This window comes from Mesorhizobium sp. KR9-304 (assembly GCF_040049215.1).
GTDB lineage: Bacteria > Pseudomonadota > Alphaproteobacteria > Rhizobiales > Rhizobiaceae > Mesorhizobium_K.
Map to the genome: position 1 here is coordinate 1997382 of NZ_JBDZDN010000001.1, position 24066 is coordinate 2021447.

The window sequence follows — 24066 nt, forward strand, 5'->3', positions numbered from 1 at the left end:
ATCAATAGCTTAGGATTCCGGTTGGCCGACCGCGCCTGAAATCCCGGGCTTGGCCGGATTCCTGCTCTGTCCACTGCAGATGTGCGTGGATGGAGGCTAAACATGCGGCTTTATGCGGCGGTCGCTAGGCGGCTCGGGACTTTCGGAGGCAACAGGTCTGGCAGCTTTGCGATCATGACTGCGGCCATCATGGCCGTGCTTGCGCTGTCTGCCGGCTACGCGGTCAACATTGCCCAGCTCTACAATGTCAGGTCGAACCTCAGGCAGGCGCTCGACGCAGCCGTGACCTCAACGGCGCGCGACATCACGACCGGCATCATCGAGGTCGACGACGCCCGCGTCTGGGTTGAGCTTTTCCTCAAGGCCAACGGCGATCCCTCGATGATGGACGGCGACCGGATCGTGCTGGACCAGCTTACGGTCGACAAGATCAGCGGTACGGTCGAGGCCTCGGCCCATGTCGATGTCGCCATCTATTTCCCGCTTTTCGGCGCCTCGAACGAGCGCAGGGTGCGCGGCGAATCAGCCGCGCTCTATTCGGACAAGAAGATCGAGGTCGCCATGATGCTCGACGTCACCGACTCCATGTCCGGTTCCAAGATCAGCGACCTGAAGGATGCGGCAAGCAACGCGGTCGATGCGCTGACCAAGGGGCAGAACAAGGCCAACCCGCGTGTCAGGATCGCGCTGGTTCCCTATTCGGACGGCGTGAATGTCGGGGCGCTGGCCAAGGACGTCGTCTTCGTCGAGAAGGCGGGAGCCTGGGACCTGCCGCCGCCCATCGACGCCAAGAAGGCGGAGATCAACGCCAATACCGGTACTCAGACCGACAATTGCGCCACCGAGCGCAAGGACGAAAACCTGAAGGCCGATTTCAGCGACGACGCGCCGGATGCCAAGCGTACGCGCAACATCAATGGCAAGGACCGGGATTACTACGCCAAGGTCAATCGCGACGACCGGCTGAACAGCTGCGCCAAGGCCGTGCTCAAGCCACTGAGCCCGGACGCGGACGCCCTCAAGAAGCAGATCAAGGGCTTTTCGGTCGCCGGCTACACGGCCGGAGCGATCGGCGTCCAGTGGACCTACTACATGCTGTCGGAGAAGTGGCGGCCGGCCATCCAGAAGGCCGGACTGGGCGACGGTCCGGCGGATGCCGACCCCAAGGAGGTCGCGAAGATCGCGATCCTGATGACCGACGGCGAGTTCAACACCGCCCATGCCGATGTCAGCGGCGACAAGAACGCGGTGCGCAAGCAGAACGCCAAGTCGCGTTCCTACGCCGAATCGCTATGCGAGAACATGAAGGCCGACGGCATCGAGATATTCAGCATCGGCTTCAAGCTGAACTCCAGCGAAGCCCGGAACGTGCTGAAGAACTGCGCCTCGCCCGACACCGGGTCGCTCAAGCGCTATTACGAGACGTCGACCGGCGACGAACTCAACGACGCCTTCATGACGATCGCGCGCAACATCGAGGCGCTCGTCCTCACGCATTGAGGCTGAAAAAAAGCAAGGGCCGCCTCGCGAAGAGGCGGCCCCGTGCTTTCGTCCGTTGCGCGGCTCTTGGCCGTAGCTGTCGCTACCGGCCGCGCATCATGCCGCGATCAGGAAGGCTGCTTCCCGAAAGTGCAATCCGCCCGAGCCACGCTCTGGAAACCGAAACCACTCGACATCGGATCACCTCCTTTCGTTCGTTGAACACCTCACAAGGATGGGATCGTTCGGCGAAAATGACAAGAGGGCTGACGAAAATTTGCCGCCACACTCACAGGAGGAACCACAAAACCGTTGTGACAACGAGGGCGGGCGGTCATCATGCCCGCTCAGTCACGGTACTGGCAGGTGAGTGGGGATGGAGAGCGCAGACAGGGCGGCCCGGGTTATCCGGACGATAGTCGAGGAACTGAAACCGGGGTTCGCGGTTCGATTGTGGAACGGCGAGCGCATCGGGCCGGCTAACGGAGCCGTGCTTGCCATCAACGACAGGGGCATTCTCGGCCGCGCACTGCGGCGGCCCGTCTTCACGACCTTTGTCGAACTCTGGATTTCGAAGGCCATCGATGTCGAGAACGGCTCGCTTTTCGATATCGTCGAGCGGCGGCCACAAGGGAGGCTGAAGCAGAGGCTGCGCATGATTCCCAAGCTGAAGCTCCTGCGCGACCTTCCGGCCCTGATCTTCTCCAGCGGACGCGATTCAAGCATCGAAGGGCTGGCTGGACGCGATCCTTTCGTCAGCGGTTCCAACAAGGAAGCGATCACCCACCACTACGACATTTCGAACGCATTCTACCGGCTCTTCCTCGACGAGCGCATGGTCTACAGCTGCGGCTACTTCAAGGATTTCGCCAACAACATCGACCAGGCACAGTTCGACAAGCTCGACCACATTTGCCGGAAGCTGCGCCTGAAACCCGGCGAGACGCTGCTCGACATCGGCTGCGGCTGGGGGGCGATGCTCATCCATGCGGCTAAGCAGTATGGCGCCGTCGGCCACGGCGTTTCGCTCTCGGAAGCGCAAACTGAGCTCGCCCGGGAGCGCATCCGCGCGGAAGGGCTCGAGGACCGGATCACCATCGAGGTGAAGCCCTATTCAGAGCTTGCCGGTAAGTTCGACAAGATCTCGTCGATCGGCATGTTCGAGCATCTCGGCCTTGCCAACCACCAGGCCTATTTTCAGGCCGTGCACCGCCTGCTCAAGCCCGGCGGCATCTATCTGCACCATGCGATTACCCGGCGCATGAAGCGCGACCGGCGTGCCTGGCGGCGCAAGGCCCCTGCGTACAAGGCGCTGATCAAGTATATTTTCCCCGGCGGTGAGGTCGACCATATCGGCATGACCTTGGAAAACCTCGAAGCCAATGGTTTTGAGGTTCACGACGTGGAGGATTTGCGCGAGCACTACGCCCGCACCTGCCGACTGTGGGCGGAACGGCTGCATGCCCGCTTCGACGAGGCGATTGCCGAGGTCGGCGAAGCCAAGGCGCGGCTGTGGCTGCTTTATCTGACCGGCTGCTCGCTCGGCTTCGACGGCGGCTCGGTGCTGATCTACCAGACCGTGGCGACAAGGCGGGCGCGCGGCCCAAGCGGGCTGCCGCCGACGCGGGCGGATCTCTATCAGTAGTCTATCCGATGAACCGCGTCGCGTCGCCGGGCCGCACCGTTCCCGGCCGGGTTACCTCGCAATAGACGCCGAGATTGTGCGCGTTGTTCCTCACCAGCGTGCGCAATATGTCCGCATCGCTGTCGACGCCGCCCTCCTGCGCGATGATGGTGAAGCCGCAGCGGCGGCAGGGGTCGGCGACCGTCAATTCCAGTTCGCCGATCGCGATCTTGCGGCCGATCCATTCGGTTTCGGGAAACCGCCCGGGCAGCGGCTGCATGTCGACCAGGATGTTCGGCCTGAAGCGGCGCGGGTCGGGATTGCCTCTCGGATGCAGCCGCTTCAATTCGGCGAGGGAGGCTGTCGTCAGAAGATGGATCGGCGCCTTCTTGTAGCGCGGCGAAAACGCGCCTGCTGCGCCCTCGTGCCGGAATGGCCGGATAGATGCCTCGAAGCCAAGAAAGGCGGACACCGCGCGGTCGGCCGCTTCATCCAGCGCCGGGAGCCACTGGCCTGCCGGCACCCTGATCTCCAGCCCGCCGTCGCCGGCGAGCCGCGCCGCGATGCTCGGCACGCCGTGCCACTTGGCGCTCGCGTCGGGCCGCGCAATCTCGCCGGTCGCGGCGTCGACCAGGCCGAACAGGCGGTCGCTGGCCGCTCCGTCGGCGTTCACCGCCATTTCGGCCAGGCTTTCGCCTGCGAGCGAACTCGCCGGATAGCGCCAGAGTCCTGAGACGCGGCCGGCGACGTGGCCGGTTTGGCCGGCCCCGCTCAAGCCTTCTTGTTCTGCCGGTTGGCGATCAGGTCGTCGACCACAGCCGGATCGGCCAGCGTCGAGGTATCGCCGAGCGCGCCGAAATCGTCCTCGGCGATCTTGCGCAGGATCCGCCGCATGATCTTGCCCGAACGCGTCTTTGGCAGCCCCGGCGCGAACTGCAGCTTGTCGGGCGAAGCGATCGCGCCGATCTCCTTGCGCACATGCTGGACGAGTTCGGCCCGCAGTTCGTCCGAACCCTTCTCGCCGGCCATCAGCGTCACGTAGCAGTAGATGCCCTGGCCCTTGATGTCGTGCGGATAGCCGACCACCGCCGCCTCCGACACCTTGTCGTGGCTGACCAGCGCGGACTCCACCTCGGCCGTACCCATGCGATGGCCCGACACGTTGAGCACGTCGTCGACGCGGCCGGTGATCCAGTAATAGCCGTCCGCGTCGCGGCGGCAGCCGTCGCCGGTGAAATATTTGCCCTTGTAGGTCGAGAAGTAGGTCTGCACGAAGCGCTGGTGGTCGCCATAGACCGTGCGCATCTGCCCGGGCCAGGAGTCGGTGATGCAGAGGTTTCCGTCGGCCGCGTCGTCGAGCACCGCGCCCTCATTGTCGACAAGCTGCGGCTGCACGCCGAAGAAGGGGCGCGTTGCCGAACCTGCCTTGAGATTAGTGGCGCCCGGCAGCGGGGTGATCAGGATGCCGCCGGTCTCGGTCTGCCACCATGTGTCGACGATCGGCACCTTGCCGTTGCCGACGACGTTGAAATACCACTCCCAGGCTTCCGGATTGATCGGTTCGCCGACCGAGCCAAGCACCTTGAGCGACTTGCGCGAGGTCTTCGTCACATGGCTGTCGCCCGCGCCCATCAGCGCGCGCAACGCCGTGGGCGCAGTGTAGAAGATATTGACCTTGTGCTTGTCGATCACCTCCCAGAAGCGCGACACGGAGGGATAGTTCGGCACCCCCTCGAACATCAGCGTGGTGGCGCCGTTGGCGAGCGGCCCGTAGACGATGTAGCTGTGGCCGGTCACCCAGCCGACATCGGCCGTGCACCAGTAGATGTCCCCGTCATGGTAATCGAAGACATACTGGTGCGTCATCGACGCATAGACGAGATAGCCGCCGGTGGTGTGTAGCACGCCCTTCGGCTTGCCGGTCGAGCCCGAGGTGTAGAGGATGAACAGCGGGTCCTCCGCCTTCATCCTCTCCGGCTTGCAGTCGGCCGGAACCGATTTCACCTCGTCGTGATACCAGAGGTCGCGGCCATTGGCCCAGCCGACCTTGCCGCCGGTCCGGCGCACCACCAGAACGTTTTTCACCATGACGTACTGGCGTGCGGCGATGTCGATGGCCTTGTCGGTGTTGTCCTTGAGAGGAATGGCCTTTCCTCCACGCAAACCCTCGTCCGCCGTGATGACGAAAGTCGACTCGCAGTCGACGATACGGCCGGCCAGTGCATCGGGAGAGAAGCCTCCGAAGACGATGGAATGGATGGCGCCGATGCGCGTGCAGGCAAGCATCGCATAGGCGGCTTCGGGGATCATCGGCATGTAGATGGTGACGCGGTCGCCCTTTTTGACGCCGTGCTTCTTCAGCACATTGGCCAGGCGGCAGACGCGATCGTAGAGCTCGTTGTAGGTGACCTTCTTGTCGTCATAGGGATTGTCGCCTTCCCAGATGATCGCCGTCTGGTTGCCGCGCTTCTTCAGATGACGGTCGATGCAGTTGTAGGAGACGTTGGTTTCCCCGTCCTCGAACCACTTGATCGAGACCTTGCCCTTGAACGACGTGTTCTTGACCTTGGTATAGGGCTTGAACCAGTCGATTCGCTTGCCGTGCTTGCCCCAGAACCTGTCGGGGTTCTTCACGCTGTCGGCGTACCATTTCAGATAAGTGTCGTTGTCGATCAGCGCGCGTTTTTTCCACCCCGCCTGGACCTTGTGAACGTGAACATCGGACATGGTCTTCTTTCCCTCCCCGGCATTGCCCGCCAGTCATGGTCTGGCAGAGGTCGCGGTGCAACACCCGCGAACGGCGGCATTTATTATCAGTTCTCGGAAAGGGGCAATATTAGACGTTCGGTCGGCGCGGCGGCTTGCCGCACCGCGCTGTCAGCACTCGCCGCGTCGTGCTGCTAAGCCTCTGTTTTCGTAGCGGGAATCGGTTGCCATCACGAAGATTTCAATAGACGGTTAAGAAACCTCCTGCACACTCTGGACGTTGGGAGGACGAACAACGCTTGGAGGACGGGCCATGCGCGACCATTCCAAACTGGACCTGATGCTCAAGGGATACGGGCTGACGACGGCCCGCATTCTCTACCACCTTCCGGATCATCCGCACCTGCTGCAGACCTATGTCTGGCAGGACTACGACATCGCCCCGCGTTTCCCGGTGCTGATCAAGTTCATCGAGTTCTGGAAGGCCAAGCTCGAAGGGCCGCTGCATTCGATCGAATACACGCACCGCAAACTGATCGCGCCGAACGAATGGCGCAAGGTCGACGGCGAATTCGTGCTCCACTGAACACACACCACCCTCAAACGGCGGGCGGGTTCAGCCGGGCGAAACCTTCCTGACGCCGGTACGGGAAATAGGGGTAGGGCGCGGTACCCGCGCTCGCCGCGTCGAGCGTGGTGATCTGCTCCGGCGTCAGCGACCAGCCGATAGCGCCCAGATTCTGGCGCAACTGCTCTTCGTTACGCGCGCCGATGATAACCGACGACACGGTCGGACGCCGCAGAAGCCAGTTGATGGCGATCTGCGGCACCGTCTTGCCGGTTTCTTCGGCCACCTGGTCGAGCGCATCGACGACGCGGTAGAGATGCTCGTCCTCGACCGGCGGCCCAAAGCTTGCCGTCTCGTGCAGCCGGCTTCCGCCGGGCAGCGGCTCGCCGCGCCGGATCTTGCCTGTCAGGCGGCCCCAGCCGAGCGGGCTCCACACCAGCGCGCCGACACCCTGGTCGAGTCCGAGCGGCATCAGTTCCCACTCATAGTCGCGCCCGACCAGCGAATAATAGACCTGGTGCGCGACGTATCGCGGCCAGCCATGTTTTTCCGCGAACGCCAGCGATTTCATCAACTGCCAGCCGGAGAAATTGGAGACGCCGACATAGCGGAGCTTCCCTGCCCGCACCAGTCCGTCGAGCGTCGACAGCACTTCCTCGATAGGCGTGCCGGCGTCGAAGGCGTGCAACTGCAATATGTCGATGGTGTCGGTCCCGAGCCGCCGCAGCGCATCCTCCACCGCCTTGATAAGCCGCGAGCGGGAGGAGCCGGCGTCGTTCGGACCGTCGCCCATCGGCAGCGACGTCTTGGTCGAGATCAGCACCTCGTCGCGCCGTCCCTTGATGGCCGCCCCGAGGACTTCTTCCGAGGCGCCATTGGAGTAGACGTCGGCGGTGTCGAACAGGTTGACGCCTGCCTCCAGGCAGATGTCAACCAGGCGCCGCGCCTCATTGGCGTCGCTGGTGCCCCAGTGGCTGAAGAGCGGTCCGGAGCCGCCGAAGGTTCCCGCACCGAAGGAAAGCGCGGGGACTTTCAGACCGGATGCGCCGAGACGTCGATATTCCATTGGAAGGCTCCTTTTTTCCGTTTCGGGCGTTTCGGGCTATTCCGCTGCTTCGGGGCAAGCCGCCGCCAGAGCCGATCGCTTGCCGCGCCGCTCGGCCCGCTCGGCGGCGAACACGATCGCGAGGGCAGCGAGCGGTACGATGCCCGCGACCGGCATTACCGCCTCGAGCCCGCCGCCGTGGTCGATGACGAAGCCGCCAAGCCACGCGCCGGTTGCGTTGCCCAGATTGAAGGCCGCGATGTTGAAGGAGGATGCGAGGGCCTGTCCGGCGCCCGCCGCTTTTTCCAGAACCCACATCTGCAGCGGCGCCACCGTCGCGATGGCCGCCGCGCCGAACAGGCCGATCGCGACGACCGCCGCAATCTGGTTGTGGATGGCGAGGCTCAGGGCGAGAATCACCGCCGACAGAACCGCCAGCGTGCCGAGCACCGTCGGCACCAGCCGCCGGTCGGCCAGCCGGCCGCCGAGCAGGTTGCCGAAGAGCAGGCCGCCGCCGAACACCAGCAGGATCGGCGAGACAGCCGCTTCCGAAAAGCCGCCAATGCGGGTCAGGATAGGCGCGATGTAGGTGAAGGCCGCGAATACGCCGATCCAGGAGAACACCGCCGCCAGTAGTCCGAGCAGCACGGCCGGGCGGGCGAGCACGGCAAGCACGCCTTCGGAGGCTTCCTCTGCCGCATCGGCCTTTTCGTCCTTGGGAACCAGCAGCGCGATCACGGCGAGCGCCACGAGCCCGACCAGCGTCACCGCCCAGAAGGTCGAGCGCCAGCCATAGGCTTGGCCGAGCCATGTGCCGAACGGCACGCCGAGTATGTTGGCGACCGTCAGCCCGGTGAACATGACGGCGATCGCCGAGGCCTTCCTGTTGGCCGGCACCAGCCCTGTCGCGACCACCGAGCCGACGCCGAAGAAGGAGGCATGGGCGAAGGCTGTCAGCACGCGCGCCGCCATCAGCGTCCAATAGTCCGGCGCCAGCGCGCAGGCGAGGTTGCCGACGGTGAACACGACCATCAGGCTCATCAGCAGCGCCTTCTTCGACCAGCGGCCGGCGATGGCGCCGAGCAGGGGCGCGCCGACGACGACGCCGAGCGCATAGCCTGAAATGAGCAGGCCCGCCGCCGAGATCGAGACGCCGAGATCGGCGCTCACTTCCAGCAGCAGGCCCATGATGACGAATTCGGTGACGCCTATGCCGAAAGCGCCGGCGGTGAGGGCGTAGAGAGCAAGAGGCATGTCGGTCCCCGTTCCTGCGAAGTTCCGCATGTCGCGGCTCGATCCAAGATCGGTGCGGGGTGTCACACAGAACAGACTTGCGGAACGCAAAGGATTTGTGAGATCAATTCATGAATGGCACGGCTAGACGTCAACAGGTTCGGCGAGATCGAGGCGTTTGTCAGGGTGGTCGAGCGCGGCACGCTGAGCGACGCGGCCCGTCTGCTCGGCATGACGCCGTCGGCCATCAGCAAGCTGCTTGGCCGGCTGGAGGACCGTCTCGGCGCGCGCCTCATCAACCGTACGACGCGTCGTCTGCAACTTACGGCGGAAGGCGCTGCCTTCTACGAGAACGGCCGGCGCATCCTGGCTGACATTGAGGCGGCGGAGCGGGAGGCTTCAGCGGGTGCGGTGCCGCGCGGCAGGCTCAGGGTCAATTCCAACGTGCCGTTCGGCCAGCACTATCTGCTGCCGCTTCTGCCGGCATTCCTGGAACGGCATCCCAGGATCGTCGTCGATGTGTCGCTGACCGACCGTGTCGTCGACCTGCTGGAGGAGCGAGCCGATGTCGCCATCCGCGCCGGTCAGATGCGCGATTCCTCGCTTGTGGCGCGGAAGTTCTGGCAAAGCCGCATGGTGGTCGTCGGCTCGCCCGGCTATCTCGACCGCAAGGGGCAGCCGCTTTCGCCGGCCGATCTCTCGCGCCACAACTGCCTCGATTTCGGCTTCGCGCGGCTGGTCGAGGGCTGGCCCTTTCTCGACGGCGAAGGGGGCGTTCTCGCCATGCGGCCACGCGGCAATGCGCTCGCCGGCGACGGCGAGACGATGCGGCTGATGGCAATGGCCGGCGTTGGGCTCGCCCGCCTGTCGCGCCATCACATCCAGCGCGACATCAACGCCGGAGCGCTGGTTCCTGTGCTCGAGGATTTCAATCCCGGCGATGAGGAACCGGTGCATGCCATCTATGTCGGGCAGGGTGGGCACTTGCCGGCGCGCGTGCGCGTCTTCCTCGATTTCATGGCCGAAAATGTCAGGCCGCACGCCTGACATTTTTCTGGCAGGGAGGACCGGAAGGACGGTCGCGCCTTAGCTCCTGGGGTTGAAGGGTTGGGGCCTTCTCGCGGAGCCCTGGCGTTCCAGCATCCAGCCGGGATATTCGGAGGGCAGGGCGCTCACCTCGTCGAGCTTCGCCAGATCGTCGGCGTCCAGCCTCAAATCGACCGAGGCGAGGTTCTGCTCGAGCTGTTCCATGCCGCTCGCGCCTATGATCACTGACATCACGAAGGGTTTTGCCAGCACATAGCCCAGTGCCACCGTCGCCACGCTGACATTGTGCTTGGCAGCGATCTTGCGCATCTCGGCGACTGCGGCCCAGGCGCGGTCCTCGTTGACAGGCGGGAAGTTGAAGTTGGCGCGGCGGCCCTCGCCATTGCCCGGCGCGCCCGGTCCGTATTTGCCCGACAGCAGCCCGCCTGCCATCGGCGACCAGACCATCAGGCCGAGTTTCTCTTCATTTATCAGCGGCACGATCTCGCGTTCGAGGTCGCGGCCGGCGATCGAGTAATAGGACTGGATGGTCTCGAATCGCGCATAGCCCTTGCGCTCGGAAATACCCAGCGCCTTGGCGATGCGCCACGCCTGCCAGTTGGAGACGCCGACATAGCGGACCTTGCCGCTGGTCACGAGATCGTCGAGCGCCCGCAGCGTCTCATCGATCGGCGTCACCGTGTCGGTGCCGTGCAACTGGTAGAGGTCGATGTGGTCGGTTCGCAGTCTTTTCAGGCTTCCCCCGACCGAATCCATGATGTGGCCGCGCGAGGAACCCCGCTGGTTCGGCCCTTCGCCCATTGCGCCATGCACCTTGGTGGCGAGGATCACGTCTTCACGCTTGACGCCGAGATTCGTGATCGACTGGCCGAGCAGTTCCTCCGACTGGCCGATCGAATAGACGTCGGCCGTGTCAAAGAAGTTGACCCCCGCCGCGATCGAGCGGCCGACGACCTGGTCGACACCATCCTGGCCAAGGCTTGCTATGCCGCCCCATATGCCGTTCTGGCCGGCGCCGCCAAAGGTCATTGTTCCCAGGCAGAGTTCCGAGACGAACAGCCCAGTGTTTCCGAGTTGGTTGTAGCGCATATCACGTCTCCCGCGAATTCTTGTGCACTGCAACAGATAGGGGCGCGTCTGCGCTGCCGCCACGTGACGCGGCAAAATCCAGGGAAACTCAGCGCGTGCCGAAGATCGCGCTGCCGACGCGAACGCCGGTCGCGCCGAAGGCGACCGCCAGCTCGTAGTCGCCCGACATGCCCATCGACAGTTTTTCCACGCCCGCCTCGCGCGCCAGTTTCGCCAGCAGCGCGAAGTGCGGGCCGGGGTTCTCTTCCGCCGGCGGAATGCACATCAGCCCCTCGATCTTGAGCCCATGCACCTCGCGGCAGCGTTTGACGAAGGCCACCGCCTCGCGCGGTTCGATGCCCGCCTTCTGCGGCTCCGAGCCGGTATTGACCTGCACATAGAGCCTTGGCGTTGCACCCTGCCTGGCAATCTCCTTGGCAAGCTCGGCGGCGATCTTCTCGCGGTCGACCGTCTCGATCACGTCGAACAGCGCCACCGCCTCCTTCGCCTTGTTGGACTGCAGCGGTCCGATCAGATGCAGCTCGACATCGGGGAATTCCGCTTTCAGGGCAGGCCATTTGCCTTGCGCTTCCTGAACGCGGTTCTCGCCGAAGACGCGCTGGCCCGCCCCGATCACCGGCCTGATAGCATCGGCGTCAAAGGTCTTCGACACGGCGACCAGCGTCACTTCGCCTCCCGGCCGCTTCGCCTCGCGCTCCGCCGCGGCGATCCTGCCCTTCACGACATCAAGTTGTTCGACCGCGTCGATCATGTCTCTTTCCGCACCGTTTCGGGCCTTTCGGGGCGCTCCCGGAGTTGACGCTTCCGGCAATACATGGTGAAGGTCCGCCCCGATATTCCCGCTCCGCCGGCGAGCCGACGGAGATCGCTTGCTCTTCTTTAAGTGAAATACCGGTCATGGCAACCGAACGATATAACCCCCGCGCGGCCGAACCCAGATGGCAGAAAGCCTGGGACGCGGCAAAGCTCTTCGAGACGAAGAACGACGATCCGCGCCGCAAATATTACGTGCTGGAGATGTTCCCCTATCCGTCGGGGCGCATCCATATGGGCCATGTCCGCAACTATACGATGGGCGACGTGGTGGCGCGCCACCGCCGCGCGCTGGGCTACAACGTGCTGCACCCGATGGGGTGGGACGCCTTCGGCCTGCCGGCCGAGAACGCCGCCCGCGACCGCGGCGTCAACCCGCGCTCCTGGACCTACCAGAACATCGAGGCGATGAAGGCGCAGCTCAAGGTGATGGGCCTGTCGCTCGATTGGGCGCGGGAGATCGCGACCTGCGATCCGTCGTACTACAAGCACCAGCAGAAGATGTTCCTCGACTTCTGGAAGGCGGGGCTGGCCGAGCGCAAGTCGGCCAAGGTCAACTGGGACCCCGAGGACATGACCGTGCTCGCCAACGAGCAGGTCATCGACGGGCGCGGCTGGCGCTCCGGCGCTCTGGTCGAGAGCCGTGACCTGACGCAGTGGTTCTTCAAGATCACGTCGATGTCGCAGGAGCTGCTGGACAGTCTCGACACGCTTCCCAAATGGCCCGACAAGGTCAAGCTGATGCAGGCGAACTGGATCGGCCGCTCGGAGGGCCTGCTGATCCGCTGGGAGATCGCCGATCCGTCGGCGGCGGGCGCCGCCGAGCTCGAAGTCTACACGACCCGTCCCGACACGATCTTCGGCGCCTCCTTCATGGCGATCGCCGCCGACCATCCGCTCGCCAAAAGGGCGGCGGAGGGCAATCCGAAACTTGCCGCCTTCATCGAGGACATCCGTCACGGCGGCACCTCTGCCGTCGAGATCGAAACCGCCGAGAAGAAGGGTTTCGACACCGGCATCCGTGTCGTCCATCCGTTCGATCCGAACTGGACGCTGCCTGTCTACGTGGCGAATTTCGTGCTCATGGACTACGGCACGGGCGCCATCTTCGGCTGCCCGTCGGGCGACCAGCGCGACCTCGACTTCGCCAACAAATACGGCCTGCCGGTCATCCCGGTGGTCCTGCCCGAAGGCGAATACGCCGTCGACTTTCGCATTCTCGAGGAGGCGTATGTCGGGGATGGGTTGATGATCAATTCGCGCTTCCTCGATGGGCTGAAGCCCAAGGAGGCGTTCGACGAGGTGGCCGTGCGGCTTTCGGGCGTCACCATCGGCGGCAGGCCGGTTGCCGAGCGCAAGGTGCAGTTCCGCCTGCGCGACTGGCTCATCTCGCGCCAGCGGTACTGGGGTTGCCCGATCCCGGTCATCCACTGCGACGCCTGCGGCGCGGTGCCGGTTCCGGACGCGCAATTGCCGGTCGAGCTGCCGATCGACGTCAGCTTCGACAAGCCCGGCAACCCGCTCGACCATCACCCAACATGGAAACATGTCGACTGCCCGCGATGCGGCAAGCATGCGCGTCGCGACACCGACACGATGGACACTTTCGTCGATTCGTCATGGTATTTCGCCCGTTTCACCGACCCGTGGAACGAGACGGCGCCGACGACGCTGTCCTGCGTCGACGGCAAGGGCGGCTGGCTTCCGGTCAACCAGTATATTGGTGGCATCGAGCACGCGATCCTGCACCTCCTCTATTCGCGCTTCTTCGCCCGCGCCATGAAGGCCACGGGACATCTCAACGCGGTCGAGGAACCGTTTGAGGGCCTGTTCACCCAGGGCATGGTCGTGCACGAGACCTACAAGGGGCCGGACGGATGGGTCACTCCCGCCGAGGTCAAGGTCGAGGATTTCGACGGCTCGCGCAAAGCCTTCCTGCTTTCCGACGGCACGCCGATCGAGATCGGCTCGATCGAGAAGATGTCGAAGTCGAAGAAGAACGTCGTCGACCCCGACGACATCATCGGCAGCTACGGCGCCGACACCGCGCGCTGGTTCATGCTCAGCGATTCGCCGCCCGAGCGCGATGTGATCTGGACAGAGGCGGGCGTCGAGGGCGCGCACCGTTTCGTGCAGCGCCTGTGGCGCCTGGTTTCGGAAGCCGCGCCGGCGCTTTCCGGCGTGGCGCCCAAGGCCGCGCGCGAAGGCGAGGCCGGCTTGATCTCCAAGGCGGCGCACAAGACGGTCAAGGCGGTCGGCGAGGAGATCGAGCGGCTCGGCTTCAACAAGGCCGTGGCGCGCATCTACGAACTCACCAACGTGTTGCAGCCGCCGCTCGCCGATATCGCCGCCGGCAAGGCCTCGGCCGAGATGAAAGGCGCGGCGCGCCAGGCGCTCGATATGCTGGTCATCATGATCGCGCCGATGATGCCGCATCTGGCGGAAGAATGTTTCGCGGCGCTGGACGGCAAGGGCCTCGCCGCCGACAAGCCGTGGCCGGCCTTCGACCCGGCGCTTACCGTGGACAGCGAGATCGTCATGCCGGTCCAGATCAACGGCAAGAAGCGGGGGGATTTGACAATCGCCCGCGACGCGGACCAAGGTGCCGTGGAGAAGGCCGCGCTCGAACTCGATGTCGTGCGCAAGGCCCTCGAGGGGAAGAAGCCGCGCAAGGTGATCGTCGTGCCGCAGAGGATCGTCAATGTCGTCGTCTGATTGGTCCTTGCCGAGAGCGTCTCGCCGCGCCGCCGCTGTCGCGCTCGTGCTTGCCTTGCCCCTGGGCGCCGCCTGCACGGTCAAGCCGCTCTATTCCAATCCGTCCTCCGACGGCGTCCAGGCGGGCGTCACGGCCGACCTTTCGTCGATCGCCATCAAGCCGGTCGAGCAGCGTTACGCGCAGCAGGTGCGTAACCACCTGATCTTCCTGTTCAACCGCGGCGCCGGCCAGCCCGCCGTTGCCGCCTACACGCTCAACCTCGTCGTCACCGCCGTGCATCAGTCCGGCGCGGTCGTGCAGGTCGGCGACGACAATGAACCCACGGCAGGCACGGTCACCATGACCGCGAACTATTCGCTCGCCGGTACGACGAACGGCGAGGTGGTGGCCACCGGCCGTCGCCAGATCATGTCGTCCTACGATGTCCCCCGCCAGGAGTTCGCCGCCTACCGCGCCCGCCTCAACGCCGAGGATCGCGCCGCCCGCGAGCTTGCCGAACTGCTGAACCTGGCAATCGCCCAGCAGCTGTCGAAGTAGGCGGTCCGGCCGCGGCAGTGGAACGGATCGCGGCGGTTCTGCTCGTTGGTGCGCTTGCGCTTGCCGCGCCTGCCGCCGCCGAGGATGCCTACCCCTCCAGGCCCATCATCATGATCGTGCCATTCGCGCCCGGCGGCTCGACCGACGCGATCGGCCGCATCGTCGCCGAAGGGCTGCGTCAGGTGCTCGGTCGGCCCGTGGTGGTGGAAAATCGCGCGGGCGCCGGCGGGTCGATCGGCACGGCGGCGATCGCGAAAGCGCCGCCCGACGGCTACACGATCGGCATGGGCACCGCCTCGACGCTGGCGATCAATCCCGCAGTATACAAAAGCCTCGCTTTCGACGTGGTCGACGACCTCGTGCCGATCGGCAACGTCGCCGAAGTGCCGAACATCATGTCAGTCAATCCGTCGGTCGAAACCTCCGACATAGCCGCCTTCATCGATTTTGCCCGCGCTCATCCCGGCGAATTCTCCTACGCTTCGGCCGGCAATGGCTCGGTCAGCCACCTGCTCGGCGAGCAGTTCAAGCAGGCGACGGGCGCCGACATCGTCCACGTCCCCTACAAGGGCATCGGTCCGGCTCTGACCGATGTCGTCGGCGGCCAGGTCCAACTCGTGTACGACAATTTGCCGACCTCGCTTCCGCTCGTTGAGAGCGGAAGCCTGCGTCCGCTCGCCGTATCCGGCGAGGCGCGGATTGCGGCCTTGCCCGACGTGCCGACCTTCGCCGAGGCCGGACTGGAAGACATGAACTGGATGGCGTTCTTCGGGCTGGTCGCGCCTGAGGGCACGCCGGCTTCCGTCGTAAGGAAGCTGAGTGAGGCGCTTGCCGAGGCGCTTGCGTTGCCGCAAGTGAACGACAAGCTCGTTGCCCAGCAAGCCATCGTGGTCGGCAATTCTCCCGAGGCGTTCAAGGCTCAGATCGCGCACGAACTCGCCCGCATGCGCCGCGCCGCGGCCGCCGCCAAGATCCAGCTGGACTGACGGACGCAGGCCTTGAGCCTCAGCCTATCTCGACCGAAAGACCCGGCAGGTCGAAGCCCTCGATCTCGGTTGCCCAGCGCTCGCCGGGCACAACCGGAAACGCGCGGGTAAGCGTCCCCGTCGTCACGATCTCGCCGGCGCCGAGCGGCGGGTTCAGCCGGTCCTTGCCGAGCACCGCGACAAGATGCGCCAGCGCCTGTACCGGCCCGTCCAGCACATTCGCGCCGGTGCCGGCGTCGGCGAATTCCCCATTTCTGCTCAGCCGGATCGTCAAGGCCGAAAGGTCGCTCGCCAGGGTCTCGCGCTGCCGCGCCGCCAGTTGCCATCTCGGCCCGACGAACAGCCGCCCGTGGAGGCCGCCGTCGGCGACGCAATCGGCGACCCGGAAACGCCATTCCGGAAAGATCGACTGCACGAATTCGAAGCCGTGCGCCACCCAGCCGATGGAACCGGCGATTTCCTGGACGCTCATGCCCGGTGAAAGATCGCGTTCGAGCCCGAGCACGATCTCCGGTTCGATGCGCGGTTCGGGCAACTGGGACACCTCGACCCGGTCGCCCGGCGTCACGTCGCGCACGGTCGTATCGTAGAGGTCGCCCCAGATAGGCTGGAAGACGCCGTATTCTGCCCAGATGTTGCGGTTGGTGAAGCCGATCTTGCGGCCGACCGGCTTTTCGCCGCGGGCGGTCCTGAGTTCCCGCAGCCGCGCCGTCACCGCATAGGCGTCAGCCTCCGAAAAAGCTGCGTCCTTCGCCGTGAACGGCTCGGCCTGGCCGCCGCCGTCGATCGCCGCGAGCACGGTTTTGGCAATCGCTGCGGCGTCCATACCGGGAAATCAGCCGATTTTCTGGCCCGTCTTGGCCCAGTCGGCGAGGAAGGCTGCGAGCCCCTTGTCGGTCAGCGGATGGCTGACCAGCGCGCGCAGCGTGGCGGGCGGCGCCGTGATGACATCCGCGCCGATCAGCGCGGCCTGCTTCACATGGTTCACGGTGCGCACCGAAGCGGTGAGGATCTCGGTCTGATAATCGTAATTGTCGTAGATCTGCCTGATCTCGGAGATCAGCTCCATGCCGTCCGAGCCGGTATCGTCGATGCGCCCGACGAAAGGCGAGATGAAGGAGGCGCCGGCCTTGGCGGCGAGCAGCGCCTGATTGGCGGAGAAACACAACGTCACGTTGACCATGCGCTTCATCTCGGTGCGGATGGTGCGGCAGGCCTTCAGTCCGTCCAGCGTCAGCGGCACCTTGATGCAGATGTTGTCGGCGATCTTGGCGAGAACCTCGGCCTCTTTCATCATCTGGCTGTATTCGGTGGCGACGACCTCGGCCGAAACCGGCCCGGCGACGATCGAACAGATTTCCTTGGTAACCTCGGTGATGTTGCCGCCGGATTTCAGGATCAGGGACGGGTTGGTGGTGACGCCATCGAGCAGACCGAGGTCGTTGAGCTCGCGGATTTCCTTGACGTCGGCTGTGTCGGCGAAAAACTTCATGGCCGTCTCCTTAGCATCTTCGTGCCAGCATCTTCGTGCCCGCCCAGAGTTATCCGGCGGCTGCCGGCCTTTGCTCTAGCCGAAACTCGGGGCAAGGTCACGCGCCATGAAAGACGATTCGCGAGAGGCTCAGAAACCAGCACCTGTCCGCTTGCGCTCGGCGCCGGTGCTGGTGCCAATGCCGGCGGAGCGGCCATACACCTATGCGGTTCCCGACAGCATGGATGTCGTTGCGGGCTCGATCGTGCGCGTGCCGCTCGGCCCCCGCGAGGTGGCGGGTGTCGTCTGGGACAGCGCGGCCGATCCTGTCGATCCAAGGAAGCTGAAGCCGATCTCGGAGGTCTTCGACTGCCCGCCGATCGACGAGGAAACTCGCCGTTTCGTCGACTGGATCTCGGCCTACACGCTGTCGGCGCCCGGCATGGTCGCCCGCATGCTCTTGCGCGCACCCGCCGCCTTCGATCCGGAGCCTTGGACGGAAGGCCTGCAGCGCACGGAAATCCTGCCCGACAGGATGACGGCCGCCCGCGCCCGCGTGCTCAAGGCCTCGAACGACGGCTTCGCCTGGACCCGCTCCGGTCTGGCGCACGCCGCCGGCGTCTCCTCGACCGTCATCGACGGGCTGAGGGACCAGGGCGTCTTCGAGACGGTCATGATCCCGCCGCGCCCGGTCGTCGCGGCGCCCGACACCGGCTACGCCCAGCCGGAGCTTTCGCCCGACCAGAAGGCCGTTGCCGATATGCTGCGCGCCGCCGTCGAAAAGGGCGGGCCGGGCGTGACGCTGGTCGATGGCGTCACCGGATCCGGCAAGACCGAAGTCTATTTCGAGGCGGTCGCCGCTGCCTTGGACAAGGGCCGGCAGGTGCTGATCCTGCTGCCGGAGATCGCGCTGACGCACGCTTTCCTCGAGAGGTTTCAGGACAGGTTCGGGGCTAAACCCGCCGAATGGCACTCCGACGTTCCGCCGCGCATGCGCGAGCGCGTCTGGCGTCAGGTGGCCGAAGGCAGCATCCGCGTCGTTGCCGGCGCCCGCTCCTCACTCTTCCTGCCGTTCCAGGCGCTCGGCCTCATCGTCGTCGACGAGGAGCATGACCCCGCCTACAAGCAGGAGGACCGCGTCTCCTACAATGCGCGCGACATGGCGGTGGTGCGCGGCCGCATCGGCGGTTTTCCTGTCGTGCTCGCCTCAGCGACGCCGTCGATCGAAAGCCGGGTGAATGCCGACCAGGGGCGCTACATCAGAGCCGTCCTGCCGGCACGTTTTGCCGAGGCCGCACTGCCCGATCTCAAGGCGATCGACCTGCGCCGCGCCCCGCCGGCTCGCGGCGGTTTCTTGTCGCCCGTGCTTCTTGCGGAGGTCCGCAAGACGCTGGAGCGCGGCGAGCAGTCTTTGCTCTTCCTCAACCGGCGCGGTTACGCGCCGCTGACGCTCTGCCGCGTCTGCGGACATCGTTTCCAGTGTCCGGACTGTTCGAGCTGGCTGGTCGAGCACCGTTTTCGCGGTCAGCTTGTCTGCCACCATTGCGGCCATCACGAGAAGCGTCCCGACGCCTGCCCGGAATGCGGCACCTTCGACCATCTGGTCGCCTGCGGTCCCGGCGTCGAACGCGTCGCGGAAGAGGTCGTCGGCCATTTTCCGGACGCGCGGACGATTGTGCTGTCGTCTGACCTGTTGGGCGGCGTCAGGCGGCTCAGGCTCGAACTCGAAGCCATCGCCAAGGGCGAGGCAGACATCGTCATCGGCACGCAGCTCGTCGCCAAGGGGCATAATTTCCCCAACATGACGCTTGTCGGCATCGTCGATGCCGACCTCGGCCTGGCGAACGGCGACCCGCGCGCCGCCGAGCGTACTTTCCAGTTGCTCAGCCAGGTCACCGGCCGGGCAGGGCGCACCGGCAAGACGAGCCTCGGCCTTCTGCAGACCTACCAGCCCGATCACCCGGTCATGCGCGCGATCGTCTCGGGCGACGCCGAGACCTTCTACCGGCGCGAGATCGCCGAACGCGAAAAGGTCGGCCTGCCGCCTTTCGGGCGGCTCGCCGGCATCATCGTCAGCGCCGCCACGCGCGCCGAGGCGGAGAGCCATGCGCGGGCCCTGCGCCGCGCCGCGCCCGCGTCAGCCGACATCCAGGTGCTCGGCCCCGCCGAGGCGCCGCTGGCGCTCATCGCCGGCCGCCACCGCTTCCGCCTGCTGGTGCATGGCGAGCGGCGATCCGACATGCAGGGCTACATAAGGGCGATGCTCGCCGCCGGCCCGAAAATCAGCGGCTCGGTGCGCGTCGCCGTCGACATCGACCCGCAGAGCTTCTTGTAAGGAAGCATTGCCGCAAATTCGCTGCAAACCGGGCGGATGGGAGGCGCTGTTCAAATCCCTCAGCCGAGTTGCAATGTCCCGCAAGCCTGTCAACCAGAGAGTGCGTATCCGGATTCTTCAGGCAGGGGGCTTCTTGTTGATCGGCGCGCTGCTGTTTGCCCATCCGGCACTGGCTGGCGACGGCCACGAAGGGGTCGAACTGATCGCGCTGGCGCTGGTGCTCGTCTGCATCGCCGGGCGGATGTGGAGCATCCTCTACATCGGTGCGAAGAAGAACGAGGAACTGGTGACCGCGGGACCATATTCCGTGACCCGCAATCCCCTCTACGTCTTCTCGGTGATTGGCGCGGTCGGCATCGGGCTTTTCGTCGGTTCCTTCATGCTGGCGCTTGCGCTTGGACTTGCCGCGTATCTCGTTCTTGTCGTCACGGCGGAGAAGGAGGCGAGATATCTCGAGTCGCTGTTCGGCGACGGGTACCGCGACTATGCACGCGAAACGCCGCTGTTCTGGCCCAAACCTTTGCTCTATCGCGATGCCGACGAAGTTACCTTCTCGCCCGTCGCGCTCAGGCGGACCTTCCTCGACGGCCTGTTCTTCCTCGCCGCGTTTCCGGCGATCGAACTGATCGAGCATCTTCAGGAAGCGGGCCGCCTGCCGATCCTGTTCACGCTTTTCTGACTCACGACTTTCCGAGCCTCGACGCCGCCTCCCGCGACAGCGCGGGTCGCATCGGATAGTCTCTCCCGCGAATCGAAGGAGGCGACGCCCGTGGAATTCGCATTTCCGTGGCCGGTCACGCAGGGCGAATGGCTGGCTTGGGTTTCCGCCGCGGTCACGGTGCTGCTCGGCGTCCTCCTCCTGTTCGCGCCCGGCCTGTCGTTCAGAATGCTGCGCCTGGCGCCGAAGCCCGAGCGTCCCGAAGCCTACGCGGCCGCGCGCGCCAATCTGGCCGGCTTCTACCTTGGGCTCGGCCTGTCGGCTCTGCTGCTCGCCCAGCCGCTGCTCTACATGGCGCTCGGCTTCGCCTGGCTGTTCACCGCCTTCGGCCGCATCGTGTCGATGATGTCGGATCGGGGAACCGGTCTTTCCAACTGGCTCTGGCTGGTGCTCGACCTCGTCCTCGCGGCGCTGGCGCTCGCCTTTGCGCTGGGAATGGTGGCGTGATTCCGGCGGCCCTCGGCGGGCCCGTTTCCACACTGCGACAAAAGTGCCGGAATGCCTGCCCGCCAACGTGTTGCGGTCTCGAAAGGCCTGTGCTAGACGGCAATCGACTTTCGGCAGGGGGATGCGGAGCGCGTACGCTCAGGCCGAGGAAAATCCAATAAGGCCAGGGACTTAGCCAGCGCAAGCGCTAGCCAGATGAAACCCGCGGCCGGGCCAGACAGAGAAAAGACGATCAGTGGCACAGTCCAGTTCGCCAGTCTCCGGTATTGCCGAACGCTATGCGGGCTCGCTCTATGAGCTTGCCGTCCAGTCCAGCACCGTCGACCGGGTCGAGGCCGATCTCGGCCGTTTCGAGGCGCTGCTTGCCGAAAGCGACGACCTCACCCGCATGATCCGGAGCCCGGTCTTCTCGGCCGAGGAGCAGTTCAAGGCCGTCGCCGCCATCGCCGACAAGGCGGAGATCGGCGGGCTGGTCGGCAACTTCCTGCGCGTCGTCGCCAGGAACCGCCGCCTCTTCGCCATTCCGGCCATGATCAAGGCCTTCCGCGCCATCGCCGCCGCCGCGCGCGGCGAGGTGGCCGCCGACGTGACTTCCGCGCATCCGCTGTCGGACGCGCAGCGCGACGAGCTCAAGGCGACGCTCAAGGGCGTCACCGGCAAGGACGTGACGATCGCCGCCACCGTCGATCCGACGCTGCTCGGCGGCCTCGTCGTCAAGATCGGCTCGCGCCAGATCGATACGTCGCTCAAGACAAAACTCAATTCGCTCAAGCTTGCACTGAAAGAGGTCGGCTGATGGACATCCGCGCCGCGGAAATCTCCGCAATCCTTAAGGACCAGATCAAGAATTTCGGCAAGGAAGCCGAGGTTTCCGAAGTCGGCCAGGTGCTGTCGGTCGGCGACGGCATCGCCCGCGTCTACGGCCTCGACAACGTCCAGGCCGGCGAGATGGTCGAGTTCCCCGGCGGCATCCGCGGCATGGCGCTGAACCTCGAAAGCGACAATGTCGGCATCGTCATCTTCGGCGCCGACCGCGACATCAAGGAAGGCGACATCGTCAAGCGCACCGGTTCCATCGTGGACGTGCCGGTCGGCAAGGGCCTGCTCGGCCGCGTCGTCGACGCGCTCGGCAACCCGATCGACGGCAAGGGCCCGATCAAGTCGGACGAGCGCCGCCGCGTCGACGTCAAGGCGCCCGGCATCATCCCGCGCAAGTCCGTGCATGAGCCGATGTCGACCGGCCTCAAGGCCATCGACGCGCTGATCCCGATCGGCCGCGGCCAGCGCGAGCTGGTCATCGGCGACCGCCAGACCGGCAAGACCGCCATCATCCTCGACACCTTCCTGAACCAGAAGTCGCTCAACGACGGCGACGACGAGAGCGCCAAGCTCTACTGCGTCTATGTCGCCATCGGCCAGAAGCGTTCCACCGTCGCGCAGTTTGTAAAGGTGCTCGAAGAGCGCGGCGCGCTCGATTATTCGATCATCGTCGCCGCGACCGCGTCCGATGCGGCGCCCATGCAGTTCCTGGCGCCGTTCGCCGGCTGCGCCATGGGCGAATATTTCCGCGACAACGGCATGCACGCCGTGATCGCCTATGACGACCTGTCCAAGCAGGCCGTCGCCTACCGCCAGATGTCGCTCCTGCTGCGCCGCCCGCCGGGCCGCGAAGCCTATCCGGGCGACGTCTTCTACCTGCATTCGCGCCTGCTCGAGCGCGCCGCCAAGCTCAACGACGACAACGGCAACGGCTCGCTCACCGCGCTGCCGGTCATCGAGACGCAGGCCAACGACGTGTCGGCGTATATTCCGACGAACGTCATCTCGATCACCGACGGCCAGATATTCCTCGAGACCAACCTGTTCTTCCAGGGCATCCGTCCCGCCGTGAACGTCGGCCTGTCGGTGTCGCGCGTCGGTTCGTCGGCGCAGATCAAGGCGATGAAGCAGGTCGCCGGCTCGATCAAGGGCGAACTCGCGCAGTATCGCGAGATGGCCGCCTTCGCGCAGTTCGGCTCCGACCTCGACGCCGCCACGCAGCGTCTCTTGAACCGCGGCGCGCGCCTGACCGAACTCCTCAAGCAGCCGCAATTCTCGCCGCTGAAGACCGAGGAGCAGGTCGTGGTCATCTTCGCCGGCGTCAACGGCTACCTCGACAAGCTCGCGGTCAACCAGGTCGGCAAGTTCGAGCAGGGCCTGCTGGCGCATATGCGTTCGGACGGCAAGGACGTGCTCGACGCGATCCGCACGGACAAGCAGATCAGCGACGACACGCGGGCCAAGCTGAAGGGCCATATCGACACGTTCGCGAAAAACTTCGCCTGAGCTGACGCATGGCCTCGCTAAAAGACCTCCGCAACCGGATCGCCTCGGTCAAGGCGACGCAGAAGATCACCAAGGCGATGCAGATGGTCGCCGCGGCGAAGCTGCGCCGCGCGCAGGAGGCCGCCGAGGCGGCGCGTCCCTATTCGCAGCGCATGGGCGCGGTGCTCGCCAACATCGCGCAGGCGGTCGGCGGCGGCGGCGACGCGCCGGCATTGATGACCGGCACCGGCAAGGACGATACGCATCTGCTCGTCGTCTGCACCGCCGAGCGAGGCCTGTGCGGCGGCTTCAACAGCCAGATCGCGCGTTTCGCGCGCGACCATATCCGCCGCCTCCAGGGCCAGGGCAAGACGGTCAAGATCATCTGCGTCGGCAAGAAGGGTTTCGACATCCTCCGCCGCGACTTCGCTTCGCTCATCATCGAGCGCGTCGACCTGCGCGAGGCCAAGACGCTGGGCTTCGTCCATGCCGACGATATCGCACGCAAGATCATCCACCTCTTCAACCAGGGCGGGTTCGACGTCTGCACGCTGTTCTATTCCGAGTTCAAGTCGGTCATCTCGCAAATCCCGACCGCGCTCCAGATCATCCCCGCCGCGGCGCTTGTCGCGTCCAGCGAGCCGGAAGCGGCGGGCGGCAACGCCGTCTACGAATACGAGCCGGAGCCGGGCGAGATCCTGTCGGACCTCATCCCGCGCAACATCTCGGTGCAGGTTTTCCGCGCGCTTCTTGAGAACGCCGCCGGCGAGATGGGCGCCAAGATGAGCGCAATGGACAATGCCACGCGCAACGCCGGCGACATGATCAACAAGCTGACCATCACCTACAACCGTCAGCGCCAGGCGCAGATCACCAAGGAACTCATCGAGATTATCTCGGGCGCGGAAGCGCTCTAGAGCATCGGACCGAAAAGTGCGAAGCGGTTTT

Annotated in this window: 21 protein-coding genes; 13 read left to right on the forward strand and 8 right to left on the reverse strand. The window is 65.1% G+C overall.

All coding sequences use genetic code 11. The features are described from left to right. Nucleotides 1-102: 102 nt before the first annotated feature. Both ABLE71_RS09580 and ABLE71_RS09585 read left to right on the forward strand, forming a co-directional pair. Entirely contained in the window at nucleotides 103-1500 is a 1398-nt protein-coding gene (locus ABLE71_RS09580) for a TadE/TadG family type IV pilus assembly protein (RefSeq protein ID WP_348783107.1), read from the forward strand. A 355-nt stretch (nucleotides 1501-1855) separates the two neighbouring features. Beyond that, on the forward strand, nucleotides 1856-3124 hold the full coding sequence (locus tag ABLE71_RS09585) for a cyclopropane-fatty-acyl-phospholipid synthase family protein (RefSeq protein ID WP_348783108.1): 1269 nt from the start codon (nucleotides 1856-1858) through the stop codon (nucleotides 3122-3124). Nucleotide 3125: 1 nt separating this feature from the next. Here ABLE71_RS09585 and ABLE71_RS09590 read toward each other — a convergent pair whose 3' ends face one another. Both ABLE71_RS09590 and acs read right to left on the reverse strand, forming a co-directional pair. Next, nucleotides 3126-3878, reverse strand: coding sequence for an MOSC domain-containing protein (locus tag ABLE71_RS09590; protein ID WP_348783109.1), 753 nt, complete (start codon nucleotides 3876-3878; stop codon nucleotides 3126-3128). After that, nucleotides 3875-5830, reverse strand: a complete 1956-nt coding sequence (acs, locus tag ABLE71_RS09595; RefSeq protein ID WP_348783110.1) for an acetate--CoA ligase — start codon at nucleotides 5828-5830, stop codon at nucleotides 3875-3877. The genes ABLE71_RS09590 and acs overlap by 4 nt, the downstream gene beginning before the upstream one ends. A 292-nt stretch (nucleotides 5831-6122) precedes the next feature. Here acs and ABLE71_RS09600 point away from each other — a divergent pair, with 292 nt between their 5' ends. Continuing rightward, entirely contained in the window at nucleotides 6123-6395 is a 273-nt protein-coding gene (locus ABLE71_RS09600) for an usg protein (RefSeq protein WP_348783111.1), read from the forward strand. Between the two features lie 13 nt (nucleotides 6396-6408). Here ABLE71_RS09600 and ABLE71_RS09605 read toward each other — a convergent pair whose 3' ends face one another. Beyond that, nucleotides 6409-7443, reverse strand: coding sequence for an aldo/keto reductase (locus ABLE71_RS09605; RefSeq protein ID WP_348783112.1), 1035 nt, complete (start codon nucleotides 7441-7443; stop codon nucleotides 6409-6411). A 36-nt stretch (nucleotides 7444-7479) separates the two neighbouring features. Further along, the gene (locus ABLE71_RS09610; protein ID WP_348783113.1) at nucleotides 7480-8676 is read right to left on the reverse strand and encodes an MFS transporter; all 1197 of its coding nucleotides are present in this window, start codon (nucleotides 8674-8676) and stop codon (nucleotides 7480-7482) included. 114 nt (nucleotides 8677-8790) lie between these two features. Here ABLE71_RS09610 and ABLE71_RS09615 point away from each other — a divergent pair, with 114 nt between their 5' ends. Beyond that, the gene (locus ABLE71_RS09615) at nucleotides 8791-9702 is read left to right on the forward strand and encodes a LysR family transcriptional regulator (RefSeq protein WP_348783114.1); all 912 of its coding nucleotides are present in this window, start codon (nucleotides 8791-8793) and stop codon (nucleotides 9700-9702) included. A gap of 39 nt (nucleotides 9703-9741) precedes the next feature. Here ABLE71_RS09615 and ABLE71_RS09620 read toward each other — a convergent pair whose 3' ends face one another. Together ABLE71_RS09620 and ABLE71_RS09625 are read right to left on the reverse strand one after the other, a co-directional pair. Then, complete coding sequence (locus tag ABLE71_RS09620) at nucleotides 9742-10791, reverse strand: aldo/keto reductase (RefSeq protein ID WP_348783115.1); 1050 nt, start codon at nucleotides 10789-10791, stop codon at nucleotides 9742-9744. A gap of 88 nt (nucleotides 10792-10879) precedes the next feature. Beyond that, on the reverse strand, nucleotides 10880-11542 hold the full coding sequence (locus ABLE71_RS09625; RefSeq protein ID WP_348783116.1) for a YggS family pyridoxal phosphate-dependent enzyme: 663 nt from the start codon (nucleotides 11540-11542) through the stop codon (nucleotides 10880-10882). 146 nt (nucleotides 11543-11688) lie between these two features. On the opposite strand from ABLE71_RS09625, the gene leuS reads away from it, so the two are divergent. From leuS to ABLE71_RS09640, 3 genes are read left to right on the forward strand one after another with little or no spacing between them, the layout of a single operon-like run. Next, nucleotides 11689-14319: a leucine--tRNA ligase gene (gene leuS, locus ABLE71_RS09630; RefSeq protein ID WP_348783117.1), complete on the forward strand. Its 2631-nt coding sequence runs from the start codon at nucleotides 11689-11691 to the stop codon at nucleotides 14317-14319. After that, entirely contained in the window at nucleotides 14306-14857 is a 552-nt protein-coding gene (gene lptE, locus ABLE71_RS09635) for an LPS assembly lipoprotein LptE (protein ID WP_348783118.1), read from the forward strand. Before leuS ends, lptE begins: the two co-directional genes overlap by 14 nt. Nucleotides 14858-14874: 17 nt before the next feature. Then, nucleotides 14875-15843, forward strand: coding sequence for a tripartite tricarboxylate transporter substrate binding protein (locus tag ABLE71_RS09640; protein ID WP_348783119.1), 969 nt, complete (start codon nucleotides 14875-14877; stop codon nucleotides 15841-15843). 19 nt (nucleotides 15844-15862) lie between these two features. Here ABLE71_RS09640 and ABLE71_RS09645 read toward each other — a convergent pair whose 3' ends face one another. Together ABLE71_RS09645 and fsa are read right to left on the reverse strand one after the other, a co-directional pair. Then, nucleotides 15863-16669 carry a fumarylacetoacetate hydrolase family protein gene (locus tag ABLE71_RS09645; RefSeq protein WP_348783120.1) on the reverse strand — a complete coding sequence of 269 codons (807 nt, stop codon included), beginning with the start codon at nucleotides 16667-16669 and terminating at the stop codon, nucleotides 15863-15865. Between the two features lie 9 nt (nucleotides 16670-16678). Continuing rightward, nucleotides 16679-17335: a fructose-6-phosphate aldolase gene (gene fsa, locus ABLE71_RS09650; protein WP_348783121.1), complete on the reverse strand. Its 657-nt coding sequence runs from the start codon at nucleotides 17333-17335 to the stop codon at nucleotides 16679-16681. A gap of 106 nt (nucleotides 17336-17441) precedes the next feature. Between fsa and ABLE71_RS09655 the strand changes: the two genes are divergently transcribed. The 6 genes from ABLE71_RS09655 to ABLE71_RS09680 all read left to right on the forward strand — a co-directional run bounded on the left by ABLE71_RS09655 (nucleotide 17442) and on the right by ABLE71_RS09680 (nucleotide 24035). Then, nucleotides 17442-19649: a primosomal protein N' gene (locus ABLE71_RS09655; protein ID WP_348783122.1), complete on the forward strand. Its 2208-nt coding sequence runs from the start codon at nucleotides 17442-17444 to the stop codon at nucleotides 19647-19649. 73 nt (nucleotides 19650-19722) lie between these two features. Further along, the gene (locus tag ABLE71_RS09660) at nucleotides 19723-20328 is read left to right on the forward strand and encodes an isoprenylcysteine carboxylmethyltransferase family protein (protein ID WP_348783123.1); all 606 of its coding nucleotides are present in this window, start codon (nucleotides 19723-19725) and stop codon (nucleotides 20326-20328) included. Nucleotides 20329-20418: 90 nt separating this feature from the next. Beyond that, nucleotides 20419-20814, forward strand: coding sequence for a DUF4345 family protein (locus tag ABLE71_RS09665; protein ID WP_348783124.1), 396 nt, complete (start codon nucleotides 20419-20421; stop codon nucleotides 20812-20814). Between the two features lie 235 nt (nucleotides 20815-21049). Then, entirely contained in the window at nucleotides 21050-21610 is a 561-nt protein-coding gene (locus ABLE71_RS09670) for a F0F1 ATP synthase subunit delta (protein ID WP_348783125.1), read from the forward strand. Beyond that, nucleotides 21610-23139: a F0F1 ATP synthase subunit alpha gene (atpA, locus tag ABLE71_RS09675; protein WP_348783126.1), complete on the forward strand. Its 1530-nt coding sequence runs from the start codon at nucleotides 21610-21612 to the stop codon at nucleotides 23137-23139. Before ABLE71_RS09670 ends, atpA begins: the two co-directional genes overlap by 1 nt. An 8-nt stretch (nucleotides 23140-23147) precedes the next feature. After that, nucleotides 23148-24035, forward strand: coding sequence for a F0F1 ATP synthase subunit gamma (locus ABLE71_RS09680; RefSeq protein WP_348783127.1), 888 nt, complete (start codon nucleotides 23148-23150; stop codon nucleotides 24033-24035). Nucleotides 24036-24066: the final 31 nt, after the last annotated feature.

What these genes read in the sequence shown, in the direction of transcription:
- ABLE71_RS09580 (WP_348783107.1), top strand. Translation starts at nt 103, where the DNA reads ATGCGGCTTTATGCGGCGGTCGCTAGGCGGCTCGGGACTTTCGGAGGC.
- ABLE71_RS09585 (WP_348783108.1), top strand. Translation starts at nt 1,856, where the DNA reads ATGGAGAGCGCAGACAGGGCGGCCCGGGTTATCCGGACGATAGTCGAG.
- acs (WP_348783110.1), bottom strand. Translation starts at nt 5,830, where the DNA reads ATGTCCGATGTTCACGTTCACAAGGTCCAGGCGGGGTGGAAAAAACGC.
- ABLE71_RS09600 (WP_348783111.1), top strand. Translation starts at nt 6,123, where the DNA reads ATGCGCGACCATTCCAAACTGGACCTGATGCTCAAGGGATACGGGCTG.
- ABLE71_RS09605 (WP_348783112.1), bottom strand. Translation starts at nt 7,443, where the DNA reads ATGGAATATCGACGTCTCGGCGCATCCGGTCTGAAAGTCCCCGCGCTT.
- ABLE71_RS09610 (WP_348783113.1), bottom strand. Translation starts at nt 8,676, where the DNA reads ATGCCTCTTGCTCTCTACGCCCTCACCGCCGGCGCTTTCGGCATAGGC.
- ABLE71_RS09615 (WP_348783114.1), top strand. Translation starts at nt 8,791, where the DNA reads ATGGCACGGCTAGACGTCAACAGGTTCGGCGAGATCGAGGCGTTTGTC.
- ABLE71_RS09620 (WP_348783115.1), bottom strand. Translation starts at nt 10,791, where the DNA reads ATGCGCTACAACCAACTCGGAAACACTGGGCTGTTCGTCTCGGAACTC.
- ABLE71_RS09625 (WP_348783116.1), bottom strand. Translation starts at nt 11,542, where the DNA reads ATGATCGACGCGGTCGAACAACTTGATGTCGTGAAGGGCAGGATCGCC.
- leuS (WP_348783117.1), top strand. Translation starts at nt 11,689, where the DNA reads ATGGCAACCGAACGATATAACCCCCGCGCGGCCGAACCCAGATGGCAG.
- lptE (WP_348783118.1), top strand. Translation starts at nt 14,306, where the DNA reads ATGTCGTCGTCTGATTGGTCCTTGCCGAGAGCGTCTCGCCGCGCCGCC.
- ABLE71_RS09645 (WP_348783120.1), bottom strand. Translation starts at nt 16,669, where the DNA reads ATGGACGCCGCAGCGATTGCCAAAACCGTGCTCGCGGCGATCGACGGC.
- fsa (WP_348783121.1), bottom strand. Translation starts at nt 17,335, where the DNA reads ATGAAGTTTTTCGCCGACACAGCCGACGTCAAGGAAATCCGCGAGCTC.
- ABLE71_RS09655 (WP_348783122.1), top strand. Translation starts at nt 17,442, where the DNA reads ATGAAAGACGATTCGCGAGAGGCTCAGAAACCAGCACCTGTCCGCTTG.
- ABLE71_RS09660 (WP_348783123.1), top strand. Translation starts at nt 19,723, where the DNA reads ATGTCCCGCAAGCCTGTCAACCAGAGAGTGCGTATCCGGATTCTTCAG.
- atpA (WP_348783126.1), top strand. Translation starts at nt 21,610, where the DNA reads ATGGACATCCGCGCCGCGGAAATCTCCGCAATCCTTAAGGACCAGATC.
- ABLE71_RS09680 (WP_348783127.1), top strand. Translation starts at nt 23,148, where the DNA reads ATGGCCTCGCTAAAAGACCTCCGCAACCGGATCGCCTCGGTCAAGGCG.